Origin of the sequence: Micromonospora sp. NPDC049645 (assembly GCF_040675155.1) — a bacterium.
Lineage (GTDB): Bacteria > Actinomycetota > Actinomycetes > Mycobacteriales > Micromonosporaceae > Micromonospora.
In genome coordinates this window covers 284,894-303,248 of sequence record NZ_JBFAOI010000005.1, presented here as the reverse complement: position 1 = coordinate 303,248, position 18,355 = coordinate 284,894, and the positions used below count along the sequence as shown (strand labels likewise).

14 protein-coding genes and 1 pseudogene are annotated in these 18,355 nt (G+C 72.8%); 5 read left to right on the top strand and 10 right to left on the bottom strand.

Going from position 1 to position 18,355, the window contains the following annotated elements:
- Nucleotides 1-488: 488 nt before the first annotated feature.
- Both AB0J33_RS14995 and AB0J33_RS14990 read left to right on the top strand, forming a co-directional pair.
- Nucleotides 489-743, top strand: a pseudogene (locus AB0J33_RS14995) (hypothetical protein); the annotation flags it as partial.
- Nucleotides 744-989: 246 nt separating this feature from the next.
- Nucleotides 990-2,198, top strand: coding sequence for a low temperature requirement protein A (locus AB0J33_RS14990; protein ID WP_363613722.1), 1,209 nt, complete (start codon nucleotides 990-992; stop codon nucleotides 2,196-2,198).
- 9 nt (nucleotides 2,199-2,207) lie between these two features.
- Here the strand turns inward: AB0J33_RS14990 and AB0J33_RS14985 are convergent, their stop codons facing one another.
- Nucleotides 2,208-3,035, bottom strand: a complete 828-nt coding sequence (locus tag AB0J33_RS14985; protein WP_363613720.1) for a hypothetical protein — start codon at nucleotides 3,033-3,035, stop codon at nucleotides 2,208-2,210.
- Nucleotides 3,036-3,287: 252 nt separating this feature from the next.
- Between AB0J33_RS14985 and AB0J33_RS14980 the strand changes: the two genes are divergently transcribed.
- Nucleotides 3,288-3,494, top strand: coding sequence for a hypothetical protein (locus AB0J33_RS14980; RefSeq protein ID WP_363613718.1), 207 nt, complete (start codon nucleotides 3,288-3,290; stop codon nucleotides 3,492-3,494).
- Between the two features lie 67 nt (nucleotides 3,495-3,561).
- Here AB0J33_RS14980 and AB0J33_RS14975 read toward each other — a convergent pair whose 3' ends face one another.
- Nucleotides 3,562-4,017 (bottom strand): hypothetical protein, encoded by a 456-nt coding sequence (locus tag AB0J33_RS14975; RefSeq protein ID WP_363613716.1) that lies wholly within the window; start codon nucleotides 4,015-4,017, stop codon nucleotides 3,562-3,564.
- A 409-nt stretch (nucleotides 4,018-4,426) separates the two neighbouring features.
- Here AB0J33_RS14975 and AB0J33_RS14970 point away from each other — a divergent pair, with 409 nt between their 5' ends.
- On the top strand, nucleotides 4,427-5,386 hold the full coding sequence (locus AB0J33_RS14970; protein WP_363613714.1) for a TIGR03557 family F420-dependent LLM class oxidoreductase: 960 nt from the start codon (nucleotides 4,427-4,429) through the stop codon (nucleotides 5,384-5,386).
- A gap of 115 nt (nucleotides 5,387-5,501) precedes the next feature.
- On the opposite strand, the gene AB0J33_RS14965 is transcribed toward AB0J33_RS14970, so the two are convergent.
- From AB0J33_RS14965 to AB0J33_RS14945, 5 genes are all read right to left on the bottom strand, one after another.
- Complete coding sequence (locus AB0J33_RS14965; RefSeq protein ID WP_363613712.1) at nucleotides 5,502-6,995, bottom strand: hypothetical protein; 1,494 nt, start codon at nucleotides 6,993-6,995, stop codon at nucleotides 5,502-5,504.
- 174 nt (nucleotides 6,996-7,169) lie between these two features.
- A complete protein-coding gene (locus tag AB0J33_RS14960; RefSeq protein WP_363613710.1) occupies nucleotides 7,170-9,266 on the bottom strand; it encodes an amino acid transporter in 2,097 nt (698 codons plus the stop codon).
- An 87-nt stretch (nucleotides 9,267-9,353) separates the two neighbouring features.
- On the bottom strand, nucleotides 9,354-9,755 hold the full coding sequence (locus tag AB0J33_RS14955; protein ID WP_363613708.1) for a hypothetical protein: 402 nt from the start codon (nucleotides 9,753-9,755) through the stop codon (nucleotides 9,354-9,356).
- A 375-nt stretch (nucleotides 9,756-10,130) separates the two neighbouring features.
- Nucleotides 10,131-10,901 (bottom strand): DUF5995 family protein, encoded by a 771-nt coding sequence (locus tag AB0J33_RS14950; RefSeq protein WP_363613706.1) that lies wholly within the window; start codon nucleotides 10,899-10,901, stop codon nucleotides 10,131-10,133.
- Nucleotides 10,902-11,038: 137 nt separating this feature from the next.
- A complete protein-coding gene (locus AB0J33_RS14945; protein WP_363613704.1) occupies nucleotides 11,039-13,939 on the bottom strand; it encodes an AAA family ATPase in 2,901 nt (966 codons plus the stop codon).
- Between the two features lie 194 nt (nucleotides 13,940-14,133).
- On the opposite strand from AB0J33_RS14945, the gene AB0J33_RS14940 reads away from it, so the two are divergent.
- Nucleotides 14,134-16,392, top strand: coding sequence for an adenylate/guanylate cyclase domain-containing protein (locus AB0J33_RS14940; protein ID WP_363613702.1), 2,259 nt, complete (start codon nucleotides 14,134-14,136; stop codon nucleotides 16,390-16,392).
- On the opposite strand, the gene AB0J33_RS14935 is transcribed toward AB0J33_RS14940, so the two are convergent.
- The 3 genes from AB0J33_RS14935 to AB0J33_RS14925 all read right to left on the bottom strand — a co-directional run bounded on the left by AB0J33_RS14935 (nucleotide 16,393) and on the right by AB0J33_RS14925 (nucleotide 18,314).
- Nucleotides 16,393-16,950, bottom strand: coding sequence for a YciI family protein (locus AB0J33_RS14935; RefSeq protein WP_363613700.1), 558 nt, complete (start codon nucleotides 16,948-16,950; stop codon nucleotides 16,393-16,395). It lies immediately after the preceding gene.
- Nucleotides 16,951-17,067: 117 nt separating this feature from the next.
- Nucleotides 17,068-17,676 (bottom strand): hypothetical protein, encoded by a 609-nt coding sequence (locus AB0J33_RS14930; RefSeq protein WP_363613698.1) that lies wholly within the window; start codon nucleotides 17,674-17,676, stop codon nucleotides 17,068-17,070.
- 71 nt (nucleotides 17,677-17,747) lie between these two features.
- Nucleotides 17,748-18,314, bottom strand: a complete 567-nt coding sequence (locus AB0J33_RS14925; RefSeq protein ID WP_363613696.1) for a dienelactone hydrolase family protein — start codon at nucleotides 18,312-18,314, stop codon at nucleotides 17,748-17,750.
- Nucleotides 18,315-18,355: the final 41 nt, after the last annotated feature.

The following is an 18,355-nucleotide window of genomic DNA, read 5'->3' as shown; positions in this document are numbered from 1 at the left end:
ACGCCGCCGAGCTGCGGTCGGAGCCCGCCACCGAGTCGGCCACCGAGCCGGTCGCCGTCGACGAGCAGCCCGCCCCGACGGCCGTGGTCGCACCCCGCCAGCCCGCGGACGACCTCCCGGCCACCGACACGGTCGACACGACCGCGGCCGGCACCACGGCCGACGAAGCGCCGGTCGCGGCCACCTCGCCCGACGCCGCGCCCATCGACCCGACGCCGGTCGACGACGCTCCGGCCGACGCCGCACCGGCCGGCGATGCGCCGGTGCACGCCGCTCCGGTCACCGCCGCTTCGTCGGATGATGACGCGGAGACCAGGGCCACCGTGCTCGACCCGACGCCGGCAGCGGAGCCGGTGACCACCGAGTCGGTGGACGTCGTGGCCGCCGCCGGGGAGACCGAGCGGCCGGCGGTGGCGACGCCTCCGGTGCGGCCGAGCACCGCCGCGACCCCTGCGGTCCGTACGGCTACCGACACGATCGGCGACGGCGACCCGACCGGCCCGGCCGACGACTTCCGCCGGATCCAGGGGATCGGGCCGAAGATGGCCGCCGCGCTGCAGGACGCCGGTGTGCGCACGTACGGCCAGCTCGGCGAGCTGGACGAGCCGGCGCTGCGCGACCTGATCCGGGCCGCGGGCCTGCGCGCCGCACCCGGGCTGGCCAGCTGGCCGCAGCAGGCGCGCGTGCTCGCCGGGGCCGGCGACGAGATGGCCGCGGTGCTGCCCGACGGCAACCAGGTCTGACGCAGCGTTCGAGCCCCCGGCGGCCGTCCATCGCGACGGCCCGCCGGGGGCTCGGCCGTACCCGCCCGGTTTCGGGAGAACCGGGTGTCCACCCGTCCGGACACTCAGACTCGGAGGAACCCGGGTCGATCGACCCGGTTGGGGGACGACCGGCCGAACCCGGGGTGCCGCGGCCGACCGCTCGTTACCGTCCGTGGAGGCGGACCGGACAGGTCCGACGAGTCGACCGGTTCCGCAGGAGTTTCCGTGCACCTCCCCGCGCCGGAGCCCGGGTCGCACCGGGCCAGCCGCCCGCCGGTGCGCGACCCGGAGGCCCCGCGCCGGGTGACCCTCCTCGAACTCTTCTTCGACCTGGTGTACGTGGTCGCGCTGGCGCTCATCTCGCGGACCATGGTCGACCAGCTCGACTGGCACGGGGCCGCCGAGGCACTGATCATGCTGGCGGCAGTCTGGTGGACCTGGACGATCACGACTCTGGTCACCGACCTGTACAACCCGGAACGCACCGAGATCAAGCTACTGATCAGCGCCGTCATGTTCGGCGCGTTGCTGATGACCACGGCGATTCCGGAGGCGTTCAACGACCGGGGGCTCGTGTTCGCCGGCACGTACGTGGCGATCCACCTGGGACGCGGACTGTTCCTGATGCCCGCGGTGCGTCGCGAACCGCAGACCCAGCGTCGAGCGGCCCGCATCTTCCTCTGGTTCGTGGTGTCGGCGATCCCGTGGCTCATCGGTGCGTTCGTCAGCGGAGACGCGCGAATCGTGTGCTGGACCATCGCGCTGGCCATCGACTACATCGGTTTCCGGCTCGCGTACCCCGTGCCGGGTCTCGGCGTGGTGCCGGAGCAGCAGCGCAACGTCACCGCGGAGCATCTCTCCGAGCGCTACCAGCAGTTCTTCATCATCGCGCTCGGCGACGCCATTCTGACGATCGGCACCATGTTCAGCATGGAGCACAACGAGGCCGAGAACATCGGGGCGTTCGCGGTGGCGTTCCTGACCACACTGCTGCTCTGGCGGATCTACGTGCACAAGTCCGGCGAGCTGCTGCCGACCGCCATCAAGGCGGCCCAGTCCCCCAGCAAGTTCCTGTTCAGCGCGCCGTACACCCATTTGTTGATGATTGCCGGCGTGGTGACCACGGCGGCCGGCTTCCACCTGGTGCTCCACGAGCCGATTGGGCGGATCCCGCCGGCCTGGCTGGCGGTGATCTTCGGCGGTCCGGCGCTGTTCCTGGCCGGCCGGTCCGCCTTCGAGTACGAGGTGTTCAGTCGAGTGTCGTGGTCCCGGCCCGCCGGTGTGCTGGCGTTGCTGACCATCGCGCCCGGCGCGCTGTACCTGCCGCCGATGTACGCCTCCCTCAGCGCGCTGCTGGTGCTGGCCGGCGTGGCCTACGCGGACTTTCGGCGCAGCCACGGCAAGCCACCGGAGTACCCCTCCCCTCCGCACTGAACCCACCGTTCACACCAGCGCCCCGGCGTACCCCCGGACCCGCAGTCGTTGCCGCGCTCCGCCGGCCAGGCGCACCTGCAGGCCCAGCGGCGCGGCGGCGCGGCGGACGTCGTCCAGGTGCAGCGATCCGTGTCGGTCCACGGTGAGCACCGGCGGTTCCTCAAGGTCACCCTCCGGCGCGTGGAACGAGAGCAGGGTGACCGAGGTGGTGAGATAGGCCGGGTACGCGGCGCGGGCCGCGGCCTCGTCCCGGTGGACGAGCAGCACCAGGTCGTCGAGATGGGCGAAGTCGGCGGCGAGGGCACCCGCCTTCCAGTGCGCCGGTTCCTCCGCCGATCCGGTGAGATGCCGGGACCGGTTCGCCGAGGTGATGTAGAGGTGGTCCGAGCCAATCTCGGCGAGCGCCCGCTCGAAGAAGGCGTTGGACGGGCAGGTCAGGCCCGGCGCTATCACCTGGGTGGTCCGCAACCCCTGGTCGACCTGGGTGAGGTGTTCGGGGAGCCGTTCCGCCGCCGGCCCACGGAAGCCGAACGGCCCGGCTCCGTAGAGGGCGTCCATCAGGGCCCGCACCCGACCGACCGGCAACCGCGGGGAGATCCGCGTCCAGTCGAACATCCCCGGGATCCGGCCGATCGCGGTGGTGATGCTGCCGATCTGGTGAACCGGCCGGCCCTTGGCCAGGTTGGCCCGGCGGACGGTGGCCGGGTCGGGACGCGTGACGATGACGTAGAAGTTGGCGAACGCCGCCGCGACGATCGCGCCGCCGGCCAGCGCGCGGGCCGCGACCGCGACGTCCTCGGGGCAATCGATGTACAGGGGCGGTGTCGGGGCGTCCATGAGTCCTCCTCGGCGGGCCGTGAGGCAGTTCTACGTCCACTGACCCGTGCCACGGTGAGGTCGGTCGCCGATCCGATAGCCGACAGGCGATACCCGAGGCGGGCGGCGGATGCCCGGGCGGTACGCAACGACGGACCGCAATCGGCCGGATGGAGGATCCACCGGGGGCCCTAGCACGCCACCGTTAGCCGCGCGACCCGATTGGGTACAACGCCTGCACCTCAGATCCACCACATACCTCAGGAGGCAGCGATGCGCGGCACCTCGATTCTCGGAGTCATCGTCGTGATCTGGTTGGTGATCGGCGCGATCGCCGGTGGCCAGCGCGGTTATTACAGCGGCGACGACACCAACTGCGCCGAGGCCGGCACCATCCTGGTCACCATCGTGGCCGGGCCGTTGAACTACATCGGCGCCAACCCCAAGGTCGACTGCAAGCTGCCCGAGCCCTCCAGGTAGGACATGCGCCCGCCGGCCCGTGCCCCTGACACAGGGGCACGGGCCGGCGCGCTTCGTGTGGGGCCGATCAGGTGTGGTAGACGACCAGGGCGCAGCGGCCGCTGCCGTCCTCGGGCTGGGCGAAGCCCAGGCAGACCCAGACCTCCGTCCAGCGGTACTGGGTGCCGCCGTTGGACTCCCAGCTCAGCGAGGCGCCCTGGGAGGTGGAGGTGTCGTCGACGGCGATCGCACCGGTGTACCGCGTCGCCCAGTAGACGTACGCGCGGGCGGCGTACCCGTCGGCCTTACGGTCCTTGACGTAGTTGTAGTCGTACCAGTCGATCCAGGCGTGGCCGGTGCTGTCGATGCAGATGCCGGCCGCCGCGGTGGCTCCCGCCCCGCCGGTCGGGCTGGCCACCGTGGCTTCGCCGTGCTTGCAGGAAACCGCTGCCTGGGCTGGTGTCGCGGCAGCGAGGGCCACACCGCCCCCGAGCACGGCCGCCACGACCACGGCGGCGGCACGGCGAAACAGTCTGTTGGTCATCGGTCACTCCCCTGTCGGCTCTGCCGCGACCTGTCCGGGCGCCGGCACTGATCGGTATCCGTCGGGTCCGGTCGGGGGTCGACCACCGCGAGGTGCACACCTCTGAGGTGCCCGCGCTCGCCCCCGTCTGGCCCTTTCGGATGCCAGGAAGTGTCGTGGCCCGACGTTGACCGGAGAAAGGGTTGGGCCCTGTTCCGCACAGGCGCCGGGATGTCCGGGCTGCTCAGCACCGTGTTCGGACCTGTTCGCGGCGGCGGGACGTGGACACCACCACACTCCGTAAGCCATCCTAGGAGGCTGGTTCGCAGGGTGCGGCGCCTTTGTCGGCGGCGTTTGTCGGTGGCGTTTGTCTGTGCCGCAGCCGGGAACCGATCGGGCGTCAGTCGCCGGATGGAGTCGGGAGCGTGGCATGCAGATCGGCTACAAGTTGGCCTCGGAGGGATACGGCCCACAGGAGATCATCCGACAGGCGGTCAAGGCCGAGCAGGCCGGCTTCGACTTCGTCGAGATGAGCGACCACTTCCACCCCTGGCTCGACGCACAGGGCCACTCGTCCTTCACCTGGAGCGTGCTCGGCGCCATCGCGGCCAAGACCACCACCCTGCGCCTGGCCACCGGTGTCACCTGCCCGACCACCCGCTACCACCCGGCGATCATCGCGCAGGCCGCGGCGACCATGGCGCTGATCTCCGACGGCCGGTTCACCCTCGGGGTGGGCGCTGGCGAACGACTCAACGAGCACGTGATCGGGCAGGGCTTCCCCAGTGTGCGAGGGCGACACGAGCGACTACGCGAGGCGCTGGAGATCATCCGGCTGCTCTGGCAGGGCGGCTACCGGTCGTACGAGGGACGGCACCTGCAACTGGAGGACGCCCGGATCTTCGATCTGCCGGACACCCCGCCCGTGATCGCGGTGGCGGCCAGCGGCGAGGCGTCGGCGCGGCTCGCCGCCGAGTTGGGCGACGGCCTGTTCGCCACCGAACCGGAACCGTCGATCGTCGAGCACTACCGACGCGCGCGGGGTTCGGGCCCGCGCTACGCGGAGGTGCCGCTGGCCTGGGCCACCGACGAGCAGCAGGCGGTGCAGGCGGTGTTGCAGACGAGCCGGTGGTTGGTCACCGGCTGGAAGGTGATGAGCGAGCTGCCGAACCCGGTCAACTTCGACGCGGCCAGCGCGTACGTCGAGGAGAAGCACATCCGGCAGCTCTTCGCCGTCGGCCCCGACCCGGAGCCGCACGTCGCCAAGGTCCGGTCGTACGTCGAGGCCGGCTTCGACCACATCGTCCTGCAGAACGCCGGCCCCGACCCGGACGGCTTCCTCGACTTCTTCGCCGGCGACCTCTCCGACCGCGTACGCGCGGTGGGTTGACGCCAACCCGGACGACGGCGGGACCGCGGCCGACCAGCGCAGGCACGGGCGAGCCGCCCCGATCGTTCATCGGGGCGGCTCGCCTGCGCGCTCGGGATGGGTACGCGGTCGACGCTCAGCGGAAGCAGTGCGCGATCGGCACCTGGCTGCCCTCGCAGTTGGTCGGCTCGTTCTCGACGACCACACTCTCGTCGTCGATCTTGACCTGGGCGTGCATGCCGAAGATGCCGCCGGGCTTCACCGTCGACGCGTTGCGGGTGACCTTGCTGGTGTAGATCGCCACCGAGCCCGCGTTGGCGTAGATGCCGCCACCCTGGGACGCCGCGCCGACGGCCTCGTTACGGGTCACGTCGCTGCCGCGTACCAGCAGGTTCGCCTTCTCGGCGTAGATGCCGGCACCGATGCCGTGGGTGGTGTTGCCCTCGACCACGCTGTCGTCGATCGGCGTCAGGCCCTTCACGGTCGAGATGCCGCCGCCGTTGAGGGTGGACGTGTTGCCGCGGATGGTCATCGTGCGCATCACCAGCACCGCGTCGGAGTTGGCGGCACCACCGCCGACCTGCGCGGTGTTGTTCAACAGCTCGGTGTCGGAGACCTTCGTCCGGGCCGAGAAGCTGGCCAGCCCACCACCCTGGGCGGCGCTGTTCTGGCTGAAGGAGACGCTCTCCACGTCCGCGGCGCCACGGTAGTTGCCGAGTCCGCCGCCGTACGCGTTGGCGCTGTTGCGGTGAAACTCGGAGCGCTTCAGCGTCAGTACGCCACCGTTGAGCAGGCCCCCGCCCTTGCCCGCGGCGCCGGAGGCGCTGTTGCCGACGAACGTGGAGTCGGTGACCACCATGTTGCCGTCGTTGAAGATTCCTCCGCCGCCACCCTCGGGCGACAGCGACGTGCTCTGCGAGACGGTGACCCGTTCCACCACGGCGGTGGCGCCGTGCACCACGTGCACGCTGCCGCCCTCGATGGCCGAGCGGCCGTTGTGCAGTTCCACGTCCCGCAGGGTCAACTCGCCGCCGTCGCGGACGGTGAAGAAGCGGAACGGGGCGGCCTGGGCGTCCCGGGCGATGGTGGCGCCCGCGCCGTCGATCGTGATGGCCTGGTAGATCACCGGCAGGCCGGCGGTGTCGTCGGCCGGGTTGTGCGGCGGCGCGTCGGCGTCGCCGGGAGTCTCCGCGGCGTCGGCCGCTTCCCGGGCGTCGCGGATTCCGCCGTCGTACTGGTCCGTCTCGTGGAACGCCTCGGTGAGGGTGTAGCGGCACTTGGGCGCGAGCCGCAGTTCGCCGCCGCCCTCGGCGTTGGCCGCGACCAACGCCGCCACCAGCTTCGCGGCGTCGCACGGCACCGACACCACGGCCCGCTTGCCGGTGCCCGGGCGGGCCTGCTCGGCGCCGTCCTGGCCCTGCTGCGGCGCCCGGCGGTCGCCATCGCGTCGGTCGTCGTCGGCCGCCGGGGTCAGCCGGGCCAGACCTGGGAGGGTGAGAGCCCGGTCGGCGGCGGCAGCCGCCCCGGCCGCTCCCACGACCAGGCTCCCCGCGAGCAGACCGCTGGCTAAGAACCATCGGGACCGCCGTCTGGGTCGGGTCGCGCGGTCTCCCTCTCGGTACGTGGACATCAACGGTGCCTACCTTCCTGCCTACCTGACGCGACCGCGCGCCGATCCGGGCGCGGGGGCTCGACGTGCTCGCCGACCACCAAACGTCACGATAGGTCCGCAATACGGACAGGAAGGTGTGAACGTGAATAGTGCCCTCTTTCATCTTCAAAAGCCGTCAGACCCGCATCGACGTCACCCGCCGACGTGGATGCCGGGCCGACGCAGCGGGTCCCGTTCGGTCCGGCGGATGATCTCCCGCACCACCGGCGGGGTGTCTCCCCTGCCCAGGATGAGATAGCGGGCCAGGTGTGCGATCGGGCTCCCCTCCGACCACTCGAAATGCGCGTGCGGCCGAACCCCGGTGGCGTCGCGCAGGGCCAGCAGGATGGCAGCGATCGCGTTGGGCGCGGCCGGACTGTTGGCCCGCAGCACCCGGAAGCCGCCCACCTCGATCCCGTGCACGCGCAGCACCTGACTGAACTCCGACGGGTCCACCACCTCGATCTCCAGGAACAACACGTCCGCGGCCCCGGGCACCGGATTCATCCCGCGCTGCGCCCGCTCCTTGAGCGTGTACTCCTTCACCGACCCCGTCTGTCGCTTGTTCGCGATCAGGTGCAGCTGCCCGTCGTGCGCCAGCGACTCGGTGATGAACCGACGGGCCGGCTCGTCGAACTCGATCCGCTCGGCGCGCAGCTCGGTGGTCCGGGTGACCCGGGAGACCAACGAGACCGCGATGATGCCGAGGATGAACAGGGCGGAGATGGTGATTCCGTCCGGTTGTTCGATCACGTTCTCCAGCAGCGCGTACAGCAGCACCAGCGTCAACACGGTGAAGCCGATCGCCGAGGCACGCCGGTGGCGACGGATCGCGGAGATCGTCACCGCCACCGCGCCGGAGACCATCATCGCCAGGATCCCGGTGGCGTACGCCCCGGCCTGGGCGTTGACGTCGGCCCGGAAGGCGATCGTGATGGCGACGCTGACGACGGTGTAGACGATCACCACCGGGCGCACCGCCCGCGCCCACTCCGGCGCCATCCCGTACGAGGGCAGGTAGCGGGGCACGATGTTGATCAGCCCGGCCATCGCCGAGGCGCCGGCGAACCAGAGAATGAGCACGCTGCTGACGTCGTAGACGGTGCCGAACACCTCACCCAGGTAGGTGTGCGCCAGGAACGCCAGCGCGCGCCCGTTCGCGGCGCCGCCCGGCCGGAACTCCTCCTTCGGGATGAGCGCCGTGGTCACGAAGGTCGTCGAGATCAGGTACACCGACATGATCAGCGCGGCGGTGGTGAGCAGTCGACGCGTGTTGCGGATCCGGGCGGCGAGGCGGGCCTGCTTGTCCGGGCCGTCGGCCGCGACCAGGGGCATCATGCTGACCCCGGTCTCGAAACCGGACAGACCCAGCACCAGCAGCGGGAACGCCAACACGGCGGTGAGCAGCACGTGAGCCGGTCCGCCGCCGGTCGCGGTCAGCGCGGCCGTCCAGTCCGACACGATGCGCGGGTCGCCGGCGATCCGGGCGATCGCGACCACGACGATCACCGCGTTGAGCACCAGGAAGACCGCGACCAGCGGGATGGCCACGACCACCGCCTCCCGGAAGCCGAGCAGGAAGACCCCGCCGAGGACGAGCAGCAACACCACCGTGACCACGACCGGCACCAGCGGCCCGTGCAGGCTGTCCGGCAGGTACGGGTTCTCCAGCAGGTGCACGGTGGCGTCGGCCGAGGAGAGCGTGATGGTGATGATCCAGGAGGTGGCCACGAAACCGAGCAGCACGAGGACGAAGACCTTGCCCCGCCAGAACGGCAACAGCCGCTCCAGCATCGCCACCGAACCCTGACCGTGCGGGCTCTCCTGCGCCACCCGCCGGTACATCGGCAGCATGCCGAACAGGGTGAGCACGACGATCAACAGGGTCGCCAGCGGGGAGAGCGCACCGGCCGCCACCACCGCGATGCCCGGCAGGTACGACAGCGTGGAGAAGTAGTCCACGCCGGTCAGGCACATCACCTGCCACCAGGCGTGCCGGCGGTTCTGCCCCTCGGTCGCCTCGGGACCGGGCGGCTGCACCCGGTGTTGGAAGAGCCACCGGCGCAGCCGGCTGGCCGGCGGCGCCGACCGGGCCGGGGTGGGCACCCGTTCGGGCACCACGATCCCCTGCCGGCCGCCCCGGTGCGGGCGAGCCGGATCGCGGGCCGCCCGCAGTGCCGGGTCCGGCCCGGTCGGCGCGTGGCGGCGTCCGCCCCAACGTCGTGGTTTCTGCCGGTGCTCGTCACCCATCGCCAGTCCCACCCTCACAGGTCCTGATCCGACGGTAGGCGGTCCCCGGGCACCCGGTCGGCGGAACCGGGCACCTGTTCGACCTGCTCAGGGCAGGTCCGCGACGGCGAGCAGACGGGCCAGCGCGGGCGGGTCGGCGACGGTCACGGTGGCCGCCGGGTGCCCCGGCCGACCCCCGGGCACCAGCGCCGGCACCGGTACGCCGAAGCGCAGGCAGATCCCGCCAGCCGCGCTGCTGCCGAAGGTCGCACCGCCGTCGGCGAGTGACAGGCGCGGACCGATGGCCCGCCACCAGTGGTACGGCCCGCTCAGCTCGACCGCGGTGACGTTGTCCCGGTCGGTCCGCAGCCGCCACGGCCCGTACCGGATCAGCAGAGTCCGTTCGGTGAGGGCGACCCAGGCGGTCGCCGGACGGACTCCCAGCAGCGCCAGCAACGGGCGGAAGACCGGATCGAAGCGGAACGGGAAGCGCGTGGCGACGTCGGTCATCGGGCACCGGGCCGAGCGGTGGGTCGTGGCACCGGACCACCCGGCCGCAGCGGGCCGGGCCGCGCGGGGCGGGGGCGGGCGGCGGGCCGACGCCGGGCCAGGACGGTCATGGCGCGGGCGTACCCGATCCGAGCCCGCCGACACCCCCGGATCCGCACCCCGTCGGCGTGACCCCCGTGCGGCGCTCCCCCACCGCCGGCCGGCACCCCCCGGGCCGGCCGACGGTGGCAGACGGTCGACACCCCCCGGGCCGACCGGCTGTCCCCCTGCCTGACCGACCCGACCTCGGGCGGCCACGCGGGGTGGAACTGGTGGGACGCGCCCCCGCGCTCCGCCGCCCCCCACGGGGCGGAGCGCGGGGACCCCCCGTCCCGGCTACTGCAGGAACGCCCCGAGGGGCGAGAGCAGCAGCCGGCCGAGCGCCGCGGCGTTGTCGTCCAACCGCGTGCGCTCACACTCTCGGGCGTCCGGATCGTGCCGGCACCGCCAGATCTTCTGCGCGTTGCGCCAGGCGACATCGCGCGTGTACTCGACCAGTTCCCCCTGGTACCAGTCGTCGATGTCACCGTTGAGCATGTCGATGAGCAGCTGCCACCGCTCCAGATAGCCACGGCGCAGGCCAGGGATCTTGTCCGCGAAGATGTTGTTGATCTCGAGGTAGTCGTGGTGCTGGTCGCTGCCGTCGACCGGCTCGGACTCCAGGTGGTCGAACGTGGTCACCAGTGCGAACGGCAGGTCGAAGTTGATGTGCGCGTTGACCCCGGCCGCCGCCGAGGGCAACGGGCGGGCGTCCGGTCCCCGCATCCGCTCGAAGAGGCACGACCACGCCCTCGGGGTGCCCGGGCTGGAGTCGGTCCACAACCGCATGGCGTCGAAATACCGGGCGGCGAACTCGACGTCGAGCCGGGAGAGGAAGACCGGGTCGACGAAGCGGTCGTCGTACAGCCCGTCCAGCACGCTGCTGGTGATGGTCAGGTAGAGCCTGTTGAAGTCGGCGAGCGGGCAACTCTCCTCCAACGGAGGCAGCCGAACCAGCATGTCCTGGAGTTTGGTCAGATGATCGACCACGGCCGGCACGTCCGCAGGATGGTCGGCGAGCAGGTCGACGATGTCCCGCTGCACGGGTCCCCAGACGGGTTCGGTCATCTCTCCTCCATGGTGGTCGGCGGCATCCCCCGTGCCGTCGTCGACGCGGCCCAGCCTTCCAGCCGACACCCGTACGCCGGATCAGTAGAACGACGTATCCCGGCGCGCGCACGCGCCGGGATACGAAGTGGTGGCTCTCAGCCCCGTTGGTTGCGCAACTGGATGGCGCTGGCCTGCACGCGGGTCCGGACCTGGAGCTTGTCGAAGATGTGCGACACGTGCACACCGATGGTCCGCTCGCTGATGAACAGCCGTTGCCCGATCTCCTTGTTGGTCAACCCCTCCGCGACCAGGGCAAGGACTTCCCGCTCCCGTGCGGTGAGTGCCGCCAACTCGTCGTCGGACGCCTCGGCCGGCACGCTCCGGGTGCCGCCGGTGGTGGTGTCACGCTCGTCCAGCGACACCCGGGCCCGCCCGGCCAACTCGCGGATCTCCGAGGTCAGCGGCACCGCGCCCAACCCCTGCGCCACCTGGTACGCCTCCCGCAACAGCTTGCCGGCGGTGGCCACCCGGCTGCGGCGAGCCAGCAGCGCCTCCGCCTGCCGCAGCCGTGAGTAGGCCGCCGGATACGGGTGATTACGGCGGTCCCACTCGGCGGCCGACACGGCCCACAACTCCGGGTCGCTGCCGTCGAGACGGCTCACCTCGGCGGCGCACAGGGCCAGGAAGCCCTCCACCACCGAGCGCACCGGTCGGGCGGCGCCGGCGCTCTTGCGCGCCACCCGCTCGGCCACGTCCCGCAGCCGGCGCACCGCCGTCGGGTCCACCTCGATGGTACGGCTGGCGTGCGCCTCCGCCTCGGCCCGCAGGCCGTGCCAGACCAACGCGGACAGGATCATCACGTCGTCGGAGCGGCTCTCGGTGAGGCCGCGCTGCACCGCCAACCGCGCCACGTCGTGCCGGCCCTCCCACATGGCCAGCCCGGAGCGCAGGGTGAGCAGCGGGATCACGTGTCGCGCCCCGCCGCCGGCGAGCAGGGTCGCCACCGCGTCGAGGTCGCGACCGGCGGCCTCGATGTCGCCGTAGCCCACCGAGAGGCGGCACCGGGCGAGCAGCAGCTCCACGGCGTCCGCGCCGGACGGTCGGTGCCGCAGGGCCGCGGCCACCACCTTCTCCGCCTCGGCCCACTGGCCCACCCGGAACAACCCGTTGATGGCGATGGCCAGCAGTCGGGTGCCCCAGGTGCGGCCCAGCCCCAGCTCGGTCACCCGTTCGGCGCCCCGGCGGGCCACCACCACGCCCTCCTCGAGGATGTTCAGTGGCCCGGTGAGCAGCTCCGCCAGGTGCAGGTACGCGCACGCCACGTCCTCGGGCTGACCGGCGCGCTCGGCGGTGTCGAGGGCGTCGCGCATGACCGCCAGACCGGCGTCCGGGTCCTCCAGACAGGCGTCGCTGAAACCCAGCGCCGAGCTGGCCAGCACGACCTCGGTCGCCGAGCCCTCCACGTTCTCGGCGAGCGCCAGCGCCTCTCGGGCCCGCTCGCCGGCGTCGGCGTACCGGCCGAGGTGCAGCAGCAGCTCGGCCAGGCGGGCGGCGGCCGTCGCCCGGTCCCGGGCGGAGCAGTCCTCGGCCTTCAGCGCCCGCTGGTATTCCTCCTCGGCCAGCGCGGAGCGACCGGCGGCGGCCAGGTAACGGGCGCGGCGGATGTGCAGCGCGCAGCTCGGCTCGCCACCACGCAGGGCGGCCAACTCCTCCAGCAGGGCCAACGCGCGGGCGTGCTCCCCACAGTGGTGGGCCGCCTCGGCGGCGTTCTCCAGCAACTCGACCCGGTCCACCGTCAGCGGGCCCGGGTCGGCGGCCAACTGCAACGCCGCCGACCAGTGCCGGTGCGCCTCGGCGTAACCGTGCAACCGTTCGGCCTCCTGCGCGGCGGCCACCGCCGCCGGCAGGGCCCGCGCCGGCTCGCCGGCCAGTCGCCAGTGGTGCGCCAGCCGGGCCTGGTGCAGCTCACCCGGGGCCGCGGTCAACGCCTCGGCGTAGCGGCGGTGCAGCCCGGAGCGTTCGGCCGGCAGCAGCTCGTGCGCCAGCACCTCGGCGACGAGGCGGTGCCGCAGCCGGTAGCCGTCGTCGGCGCCGACCAGCAGCCGGTGCGCCACCGCCGCGCGGGCCGCGGCGATCAGCTCGTCCTCCGGCATCCGCAGCACCTGGGCCAGCAGCCAGTGCTGCACCGGCTCCACGCCCGCGGCAACCGCGTGCACCACGGCGTGCGCGTGCTGGGGCAGCGCGTCGACCCGGTCGAGGAAGATCTCCCGCAGCGTCTCGGACAGGCCGTCGCGGCCGTCGCGCACATCGCGCGCCAGCTCCTCGATGACGAACGGGTTGCCACCGCTGCGCTGCCACACCTGCTCGGCCGCGTCCGCGCCCAACGCCCGACCGACCACCGCGGCGGCGAGTTTCTCGGTGTCGGCCCGGCCCAGCGGCGCCAGGTCGAGCACCCGCACCGTGCGGAGCCGACGCAGCTCGGTGAGCACCCGGCGCAGCGGGTGCGCGCCCTGCAACGACTCGGCACGCACCGCGGCCAGCACCGACAGTTGCAGGTCGCCCAGGCCGGCGAGCAGGTAGAGCAGAAGCTGCCGGGTGCTGCGGTCGACCCACTGGAGGTCGTCGAGGATCAGCACCAGCGGGCGGCCCTCGGCGATCAGGTGCAGACCGCGCGAGACCCGCTCCAGCAACGCGCCCGCGCCGTCCGGGCCGGCGGTCTCGTCGGCGAACATCTGCAACAGCCCCCGCACGGCCGAGGAGGTGCGGGTGTGCGTGGCGGACACCTCGGTGTCGAAGCGGCGCAGCGCCTGCAACAACGGGTGCAGCGGGGAGGCGTCGCCGATGTCCAGGCAGCTGCCGGTGAGCACCACGGCGCCCTGTTCCCGCAGGCGGTCGCCGATCTCGCCCAACAGCCGGGTCTTTCCCACACCGCTCTCACCGGTCAGGAAGACCGCCGCGGTCTGCCCGTGCGCGGCGTCACCGAGCAACGCGGACCGAACCGTCTGCACCAGCTCGGCCCGGCCCACGAGCGGTGCGGTGTCCACATCGCTGACCATGCCACGCAGCCTAATCACAGGGCCCCACACCGTTCTACGGCCATCTGCCGCTTGTGGTACTCCTCGCGTCGACTTTGCGACTAAAGGTTGCAGGTGGCCGACATACGTCGTTCTGCAGATCCCCCGTCGGCCCAGGAATGCCAATCTCCGGAGGTGATCAGGCAACAGCGGGGAGAAAGGCCGGTGCGATACCCATGACCACCAGCAACGTCATCGACGCGCAACGGACCGTGACCCCGCTGTGGCCGGTACCCCAGGAGAGGCGCGTCGTCACCGTCCTCTTCGCAGACATCGTCGGATCCACGGCCCTGGTGGACCGGCTCGACCCCGAGGACGTCCGGGAGTTGCAGCGGGCCTACTTCGACACCGTCGCCGGTGTGCTGCACCGCTGGCAGGGGGTGGTGGAGAAGTACGTCGGCGACGCCGTGATGGCGCTCTTCGGCGCCCGGCACTCCGACGGTTTCGACGCGTACCGGGCGGTGCGCGCCGGGCTGGAGATCCAGGCCGCGCTGGACCGCCGGCCCATGGTCGCCGACATCAGGCTGCGCGTCCGGGTCGGTGTCGCCACCGGCGAGGTCGTGGTCGACCTGGACGACGTCGTCACCGGCGGGCACGGCGTGGCCAGCGGCGCGGTGATCACCACCGCGGCCCGCCTGCAGGAGTACGCCCCACCCGGCGCGGTCGCACTCTGCGCGGCCACCGCCCGCGCGACCGCCGGCCTGATCACCCAGCGTCAGCTGACGCCGGTGCCGGTCGCCGGCCGGGTGCCGCCGGTGCCGGTCTGGCACGCCGTCGGCCCGGTACGCCCCGGCGCCGACCGGCACGACGGCCCGTTGATCGGTCGACGCCGCGAGCTGGCCACGATCCGGGACCAGCTGAGCTGGGCCATCCGGGAGCGACGACCCCGCTGGATCTCCCTGGTCGGCCCCACCGGCAGTGGCCGCAGCCGCTTGCTGCACGAGCTGACCCGTGGGCTGACCACGGTGGATGGTGTGCCGGTGCGCTGGTCGGTGGCGACCTGCCAGCCGTACCCCGATCAAGTGTTGGCGCCGGTCGCGGAGCTGCTCCGCGGCCTCACCGGGATCCGGCACGGCGACGGACCGGCGGCGGCCCACGACCGACTCGTCGCCGCGCTGACGCCGCTGTTTCCGCCGACCCGGGTGGCCACCGCGGTCCCGGCGTTGCAGCGGATGCTGGCCACCCCGGACGACTCGGCGGCGGCGCTGGCCGGCGCGGCGATCTGCCGGGAGGTCCTGCTGCGGCTGGCCGCCGACGGGCCGGTGATCGTGGCCGTCGACGACGTGGACCGGGCCGCGCCGGTGGTGAGCCGTTTCCTGCGCGCGCTGTTCGGCGCGGCGACCGAGCGCGGGTTGCCGCTGGCCCTGCTCACCCTGCACCAACCGCAGTGGGACGACACCCGGCCGGGCCCGGCCCGACGGTTGACGATCCGACCGCTGGCCACGGTGCAGTCCGGGCGACTGCTGCGCGCCCTGCTCACCCGGGCCGGGCAGCCGGTGGCCCTGGTCGACCGGTTGCTGCCGCTGGTGGGGGGCCGCCCCGGGCACGCGCAGGCGTACGTCACATCGGTGGTCGACGGCGCCGATCCGGTGGCGCTCCCGCTGCCCGAGGCGGTACGCCGGACCGTCGGCGCGGAACTGGACCACCTCGACGGTGAACGGCGGGCGGTGTTGATGGCCGCCGGCACCCTCGGTGGCCTGATCTCCGGCGCGGCCGTGGACCGCGCCCTCGGCTGGACGCCCGGCCGGTCCGCGCCCGCCCTGCGCGGGCTGGTCGCCGCCGGGCTCCTACTCCCCCACCGTGTCGACGGGTACGCGTTCGCCGCGCCCGCGCTGCGCCAGGTCGCCGCCGAACGGTTGCCCCGCGCGCTGCGGGCCGTCTTCCAGGGCCGGGCCGCCAACGTCCCGCACCTCGACCCCGTGCGCCGGGACGCCACCCCGCCCGAGCAGGGTACGGGCGCCGGCGCGGTCAACGGCTCGGCGGCGAGGAGCGCGGAGATCGTGCGCCTCGACACCGTCGGCGCCCGGGCCGGCCGGCTGGACGCCGTCTTCGCGGCGCTGACCCCGGTCGGGCCGGACGGTGCCACCGCCCCGGCCGCGCTGAGGCGACGTAACCCCGCCCCGACGATGGCCGCCCGTCCAGCCGCGTCGAGTCCCGGCGGCAACCATGCGGCGGGCTCACCCCGGCTCCGAGCGGTCGCCGCGGCGGGCGACGTACCGCCGACGCCGCCCCCGGCGGCGGCCGGGCCTCCCCGTGGTGCGGGCGGCAACGCGCCCCGGGGCGTCGGACGGTCCGCCGCGTCGATCCTCGCCACGCCCGCCATTTCCGCCGGACGCTGGGCGCTCACCGACGTCGACACCCCGCCCGGCACGGTGCGGGCGATACCCCGCCCGTCGGTGATCCCCCGACCGGACGGCCTGGCCGCCTCCGCCTGACTACCCGTCAGCGGCTGTGGGTCGCCCGCCGAACTGCCAGTTGTGCACCTCGATGTCGGCGTACCGGTGCGCCGTTAGGACCGCGCGCGCCGCGTCCGGGTTCGGCGCCCGGAGCAGCGCGGCGGTGCCGAGCCAGGTGGCGCCGTCGTCGGACAGCAGGGGCCCGTACGCGATCAGCTCGTCCGGATCGGGTGGCACGGCCAGGTCGGCCGCCGGCCCGGCGCCGAGGCCGAGCACCAGATACCGGTTGCCGCCGGTGCGCCCGCCGGGAAAGTCCCACATGGTGCGGCCCAGCGCGTTGCGCCACCGGCGCACCAACACGTCCCGGTACACGCCGGCCTGGTAGGTCGGCTCCTCGAAGGCGAAGGCCCGCGCGGCGGCCGGATCGGGCACATCGACGATGTGCACGCTGCCGGTGGCCGTGTCACCGACGAGGGTCGGGCCGCGCGCGATCAGCTCGGCGGCGTACCGGTCCATGTAGGACCAGTGCTCGTGCAGCATCTCGTCGCGCAACGCCGCCGAGCCGGGCCGGTCACGGTGGTAGCACAGGAACTCCATGCCCGTCATTCTCGGCAGCCCGGCCCGCCCGGTCGAACCAGTTTGTCGCCGTCCGGCCGGCCACGGCACGGACGCCGAGGCCGGCGGCGTCGCTGCCGGCCCGACTGGTCATGCCGGTCATCGCTGCGAAGGGATCGCGGCCGCGCCGCCCGCCGGGGTCACCGTCGCGGCGTCCTCGTCGCGCGTCGGACGTAGGTCTCCCCCGATCCGGGAACGGGAGCGCCACCACCGGCGTCGGGGTGCGCCAAGCAGCGGATGGGTCAGCGGACCGCCGGCGCGGACCTGCTGTTGGAGGTCGTCGAGCGCCTCCCACCAGCCGGGGTGACCCTCGACCACCTCGACGAGCACGGGGCTCTGCCGCAACATCTGGGCCGGCCAGAGATGCCAGGTGTGGGCGAACGTGAACGCGGGCAGCAGCGGGGCCATCTGGAGGTTGCACTCGAGAAGGTCCGCGAGACGTTCCGCCAGGGTCACCACCTTCGCGCGCGCCGGGTCGTCGGGCGTGCAGGGCTTCCGGTCGAAGAAGTACGGCCGAAGTGCCGGATCTTCGAGCACCCGATCGTGCCACGCCTGGCCCACGTTGTTGATCTCAAGGATCGCGTTCGCCGAGCCGATGCGGTTGTTGATGCGGCTCTGTCTCGCGACCTCCCGGGTCTGGATCGCGGAGAAGCCGAGCGAGACCGCGACCAGAACCAGACCGATGACGCTGAGGACCGTTTCGTTCACGCCGGCACGCCCTTCGATGGGAAAGTCTGTCCTCACGCTACGGAGGCATCGCAAGCATCGACGCCGGGCGATCAGCAGACCGCCAGGAAGGCCAGCACGCGCGGCCAGGCCGCCGCGGTGGCGTCCGGGGCATAATCGGGCAGCTCCGGGTCGGTGAACAGGTGGCCCACGGCCGGATAGTGGAAGACCGTCAGGTCGGCACCGGCGTCGGTGATGGCCTGCCGCCACTCGTCGACCTCGTCCGGCGCGTCGTACGGGTCGGGGTCGGCGAGGTGCAGCTGGACCGGCAACCCGGGTCGGACCGCGTCCGGGGCGCCGCCGGTGCCGTGCAGCAGGAGCAGACCGGCGGCGGCGGGGCGCTCGGCCAGCAGCGCCCCGGCCACACCAGCGCCCATCGAGAAGCCGGCGAGCACCGTCTCCGCTGGCAGGTCACCCAACGCGGCGCGGGCCCGGTCGAGGACCACGTCGTGGCCGATCTTGTCAAGCAGCGCGAAGCCCTCCTCGACCGTGGCGGCGGCCGGAACGCCGTACAGGTCGGGCGTGCTGACCTGGTGCCCAGCGGCGCGTAACCGGTCGGCGGCGGCGCGCACGGCGGGCCGCAGCCCGTACACGGAGTGGAACAGCACGACGTGTCGCATCCGGTCATCCTGCCGCAGCCGAGGGCCCGTCCGGTGTGGCC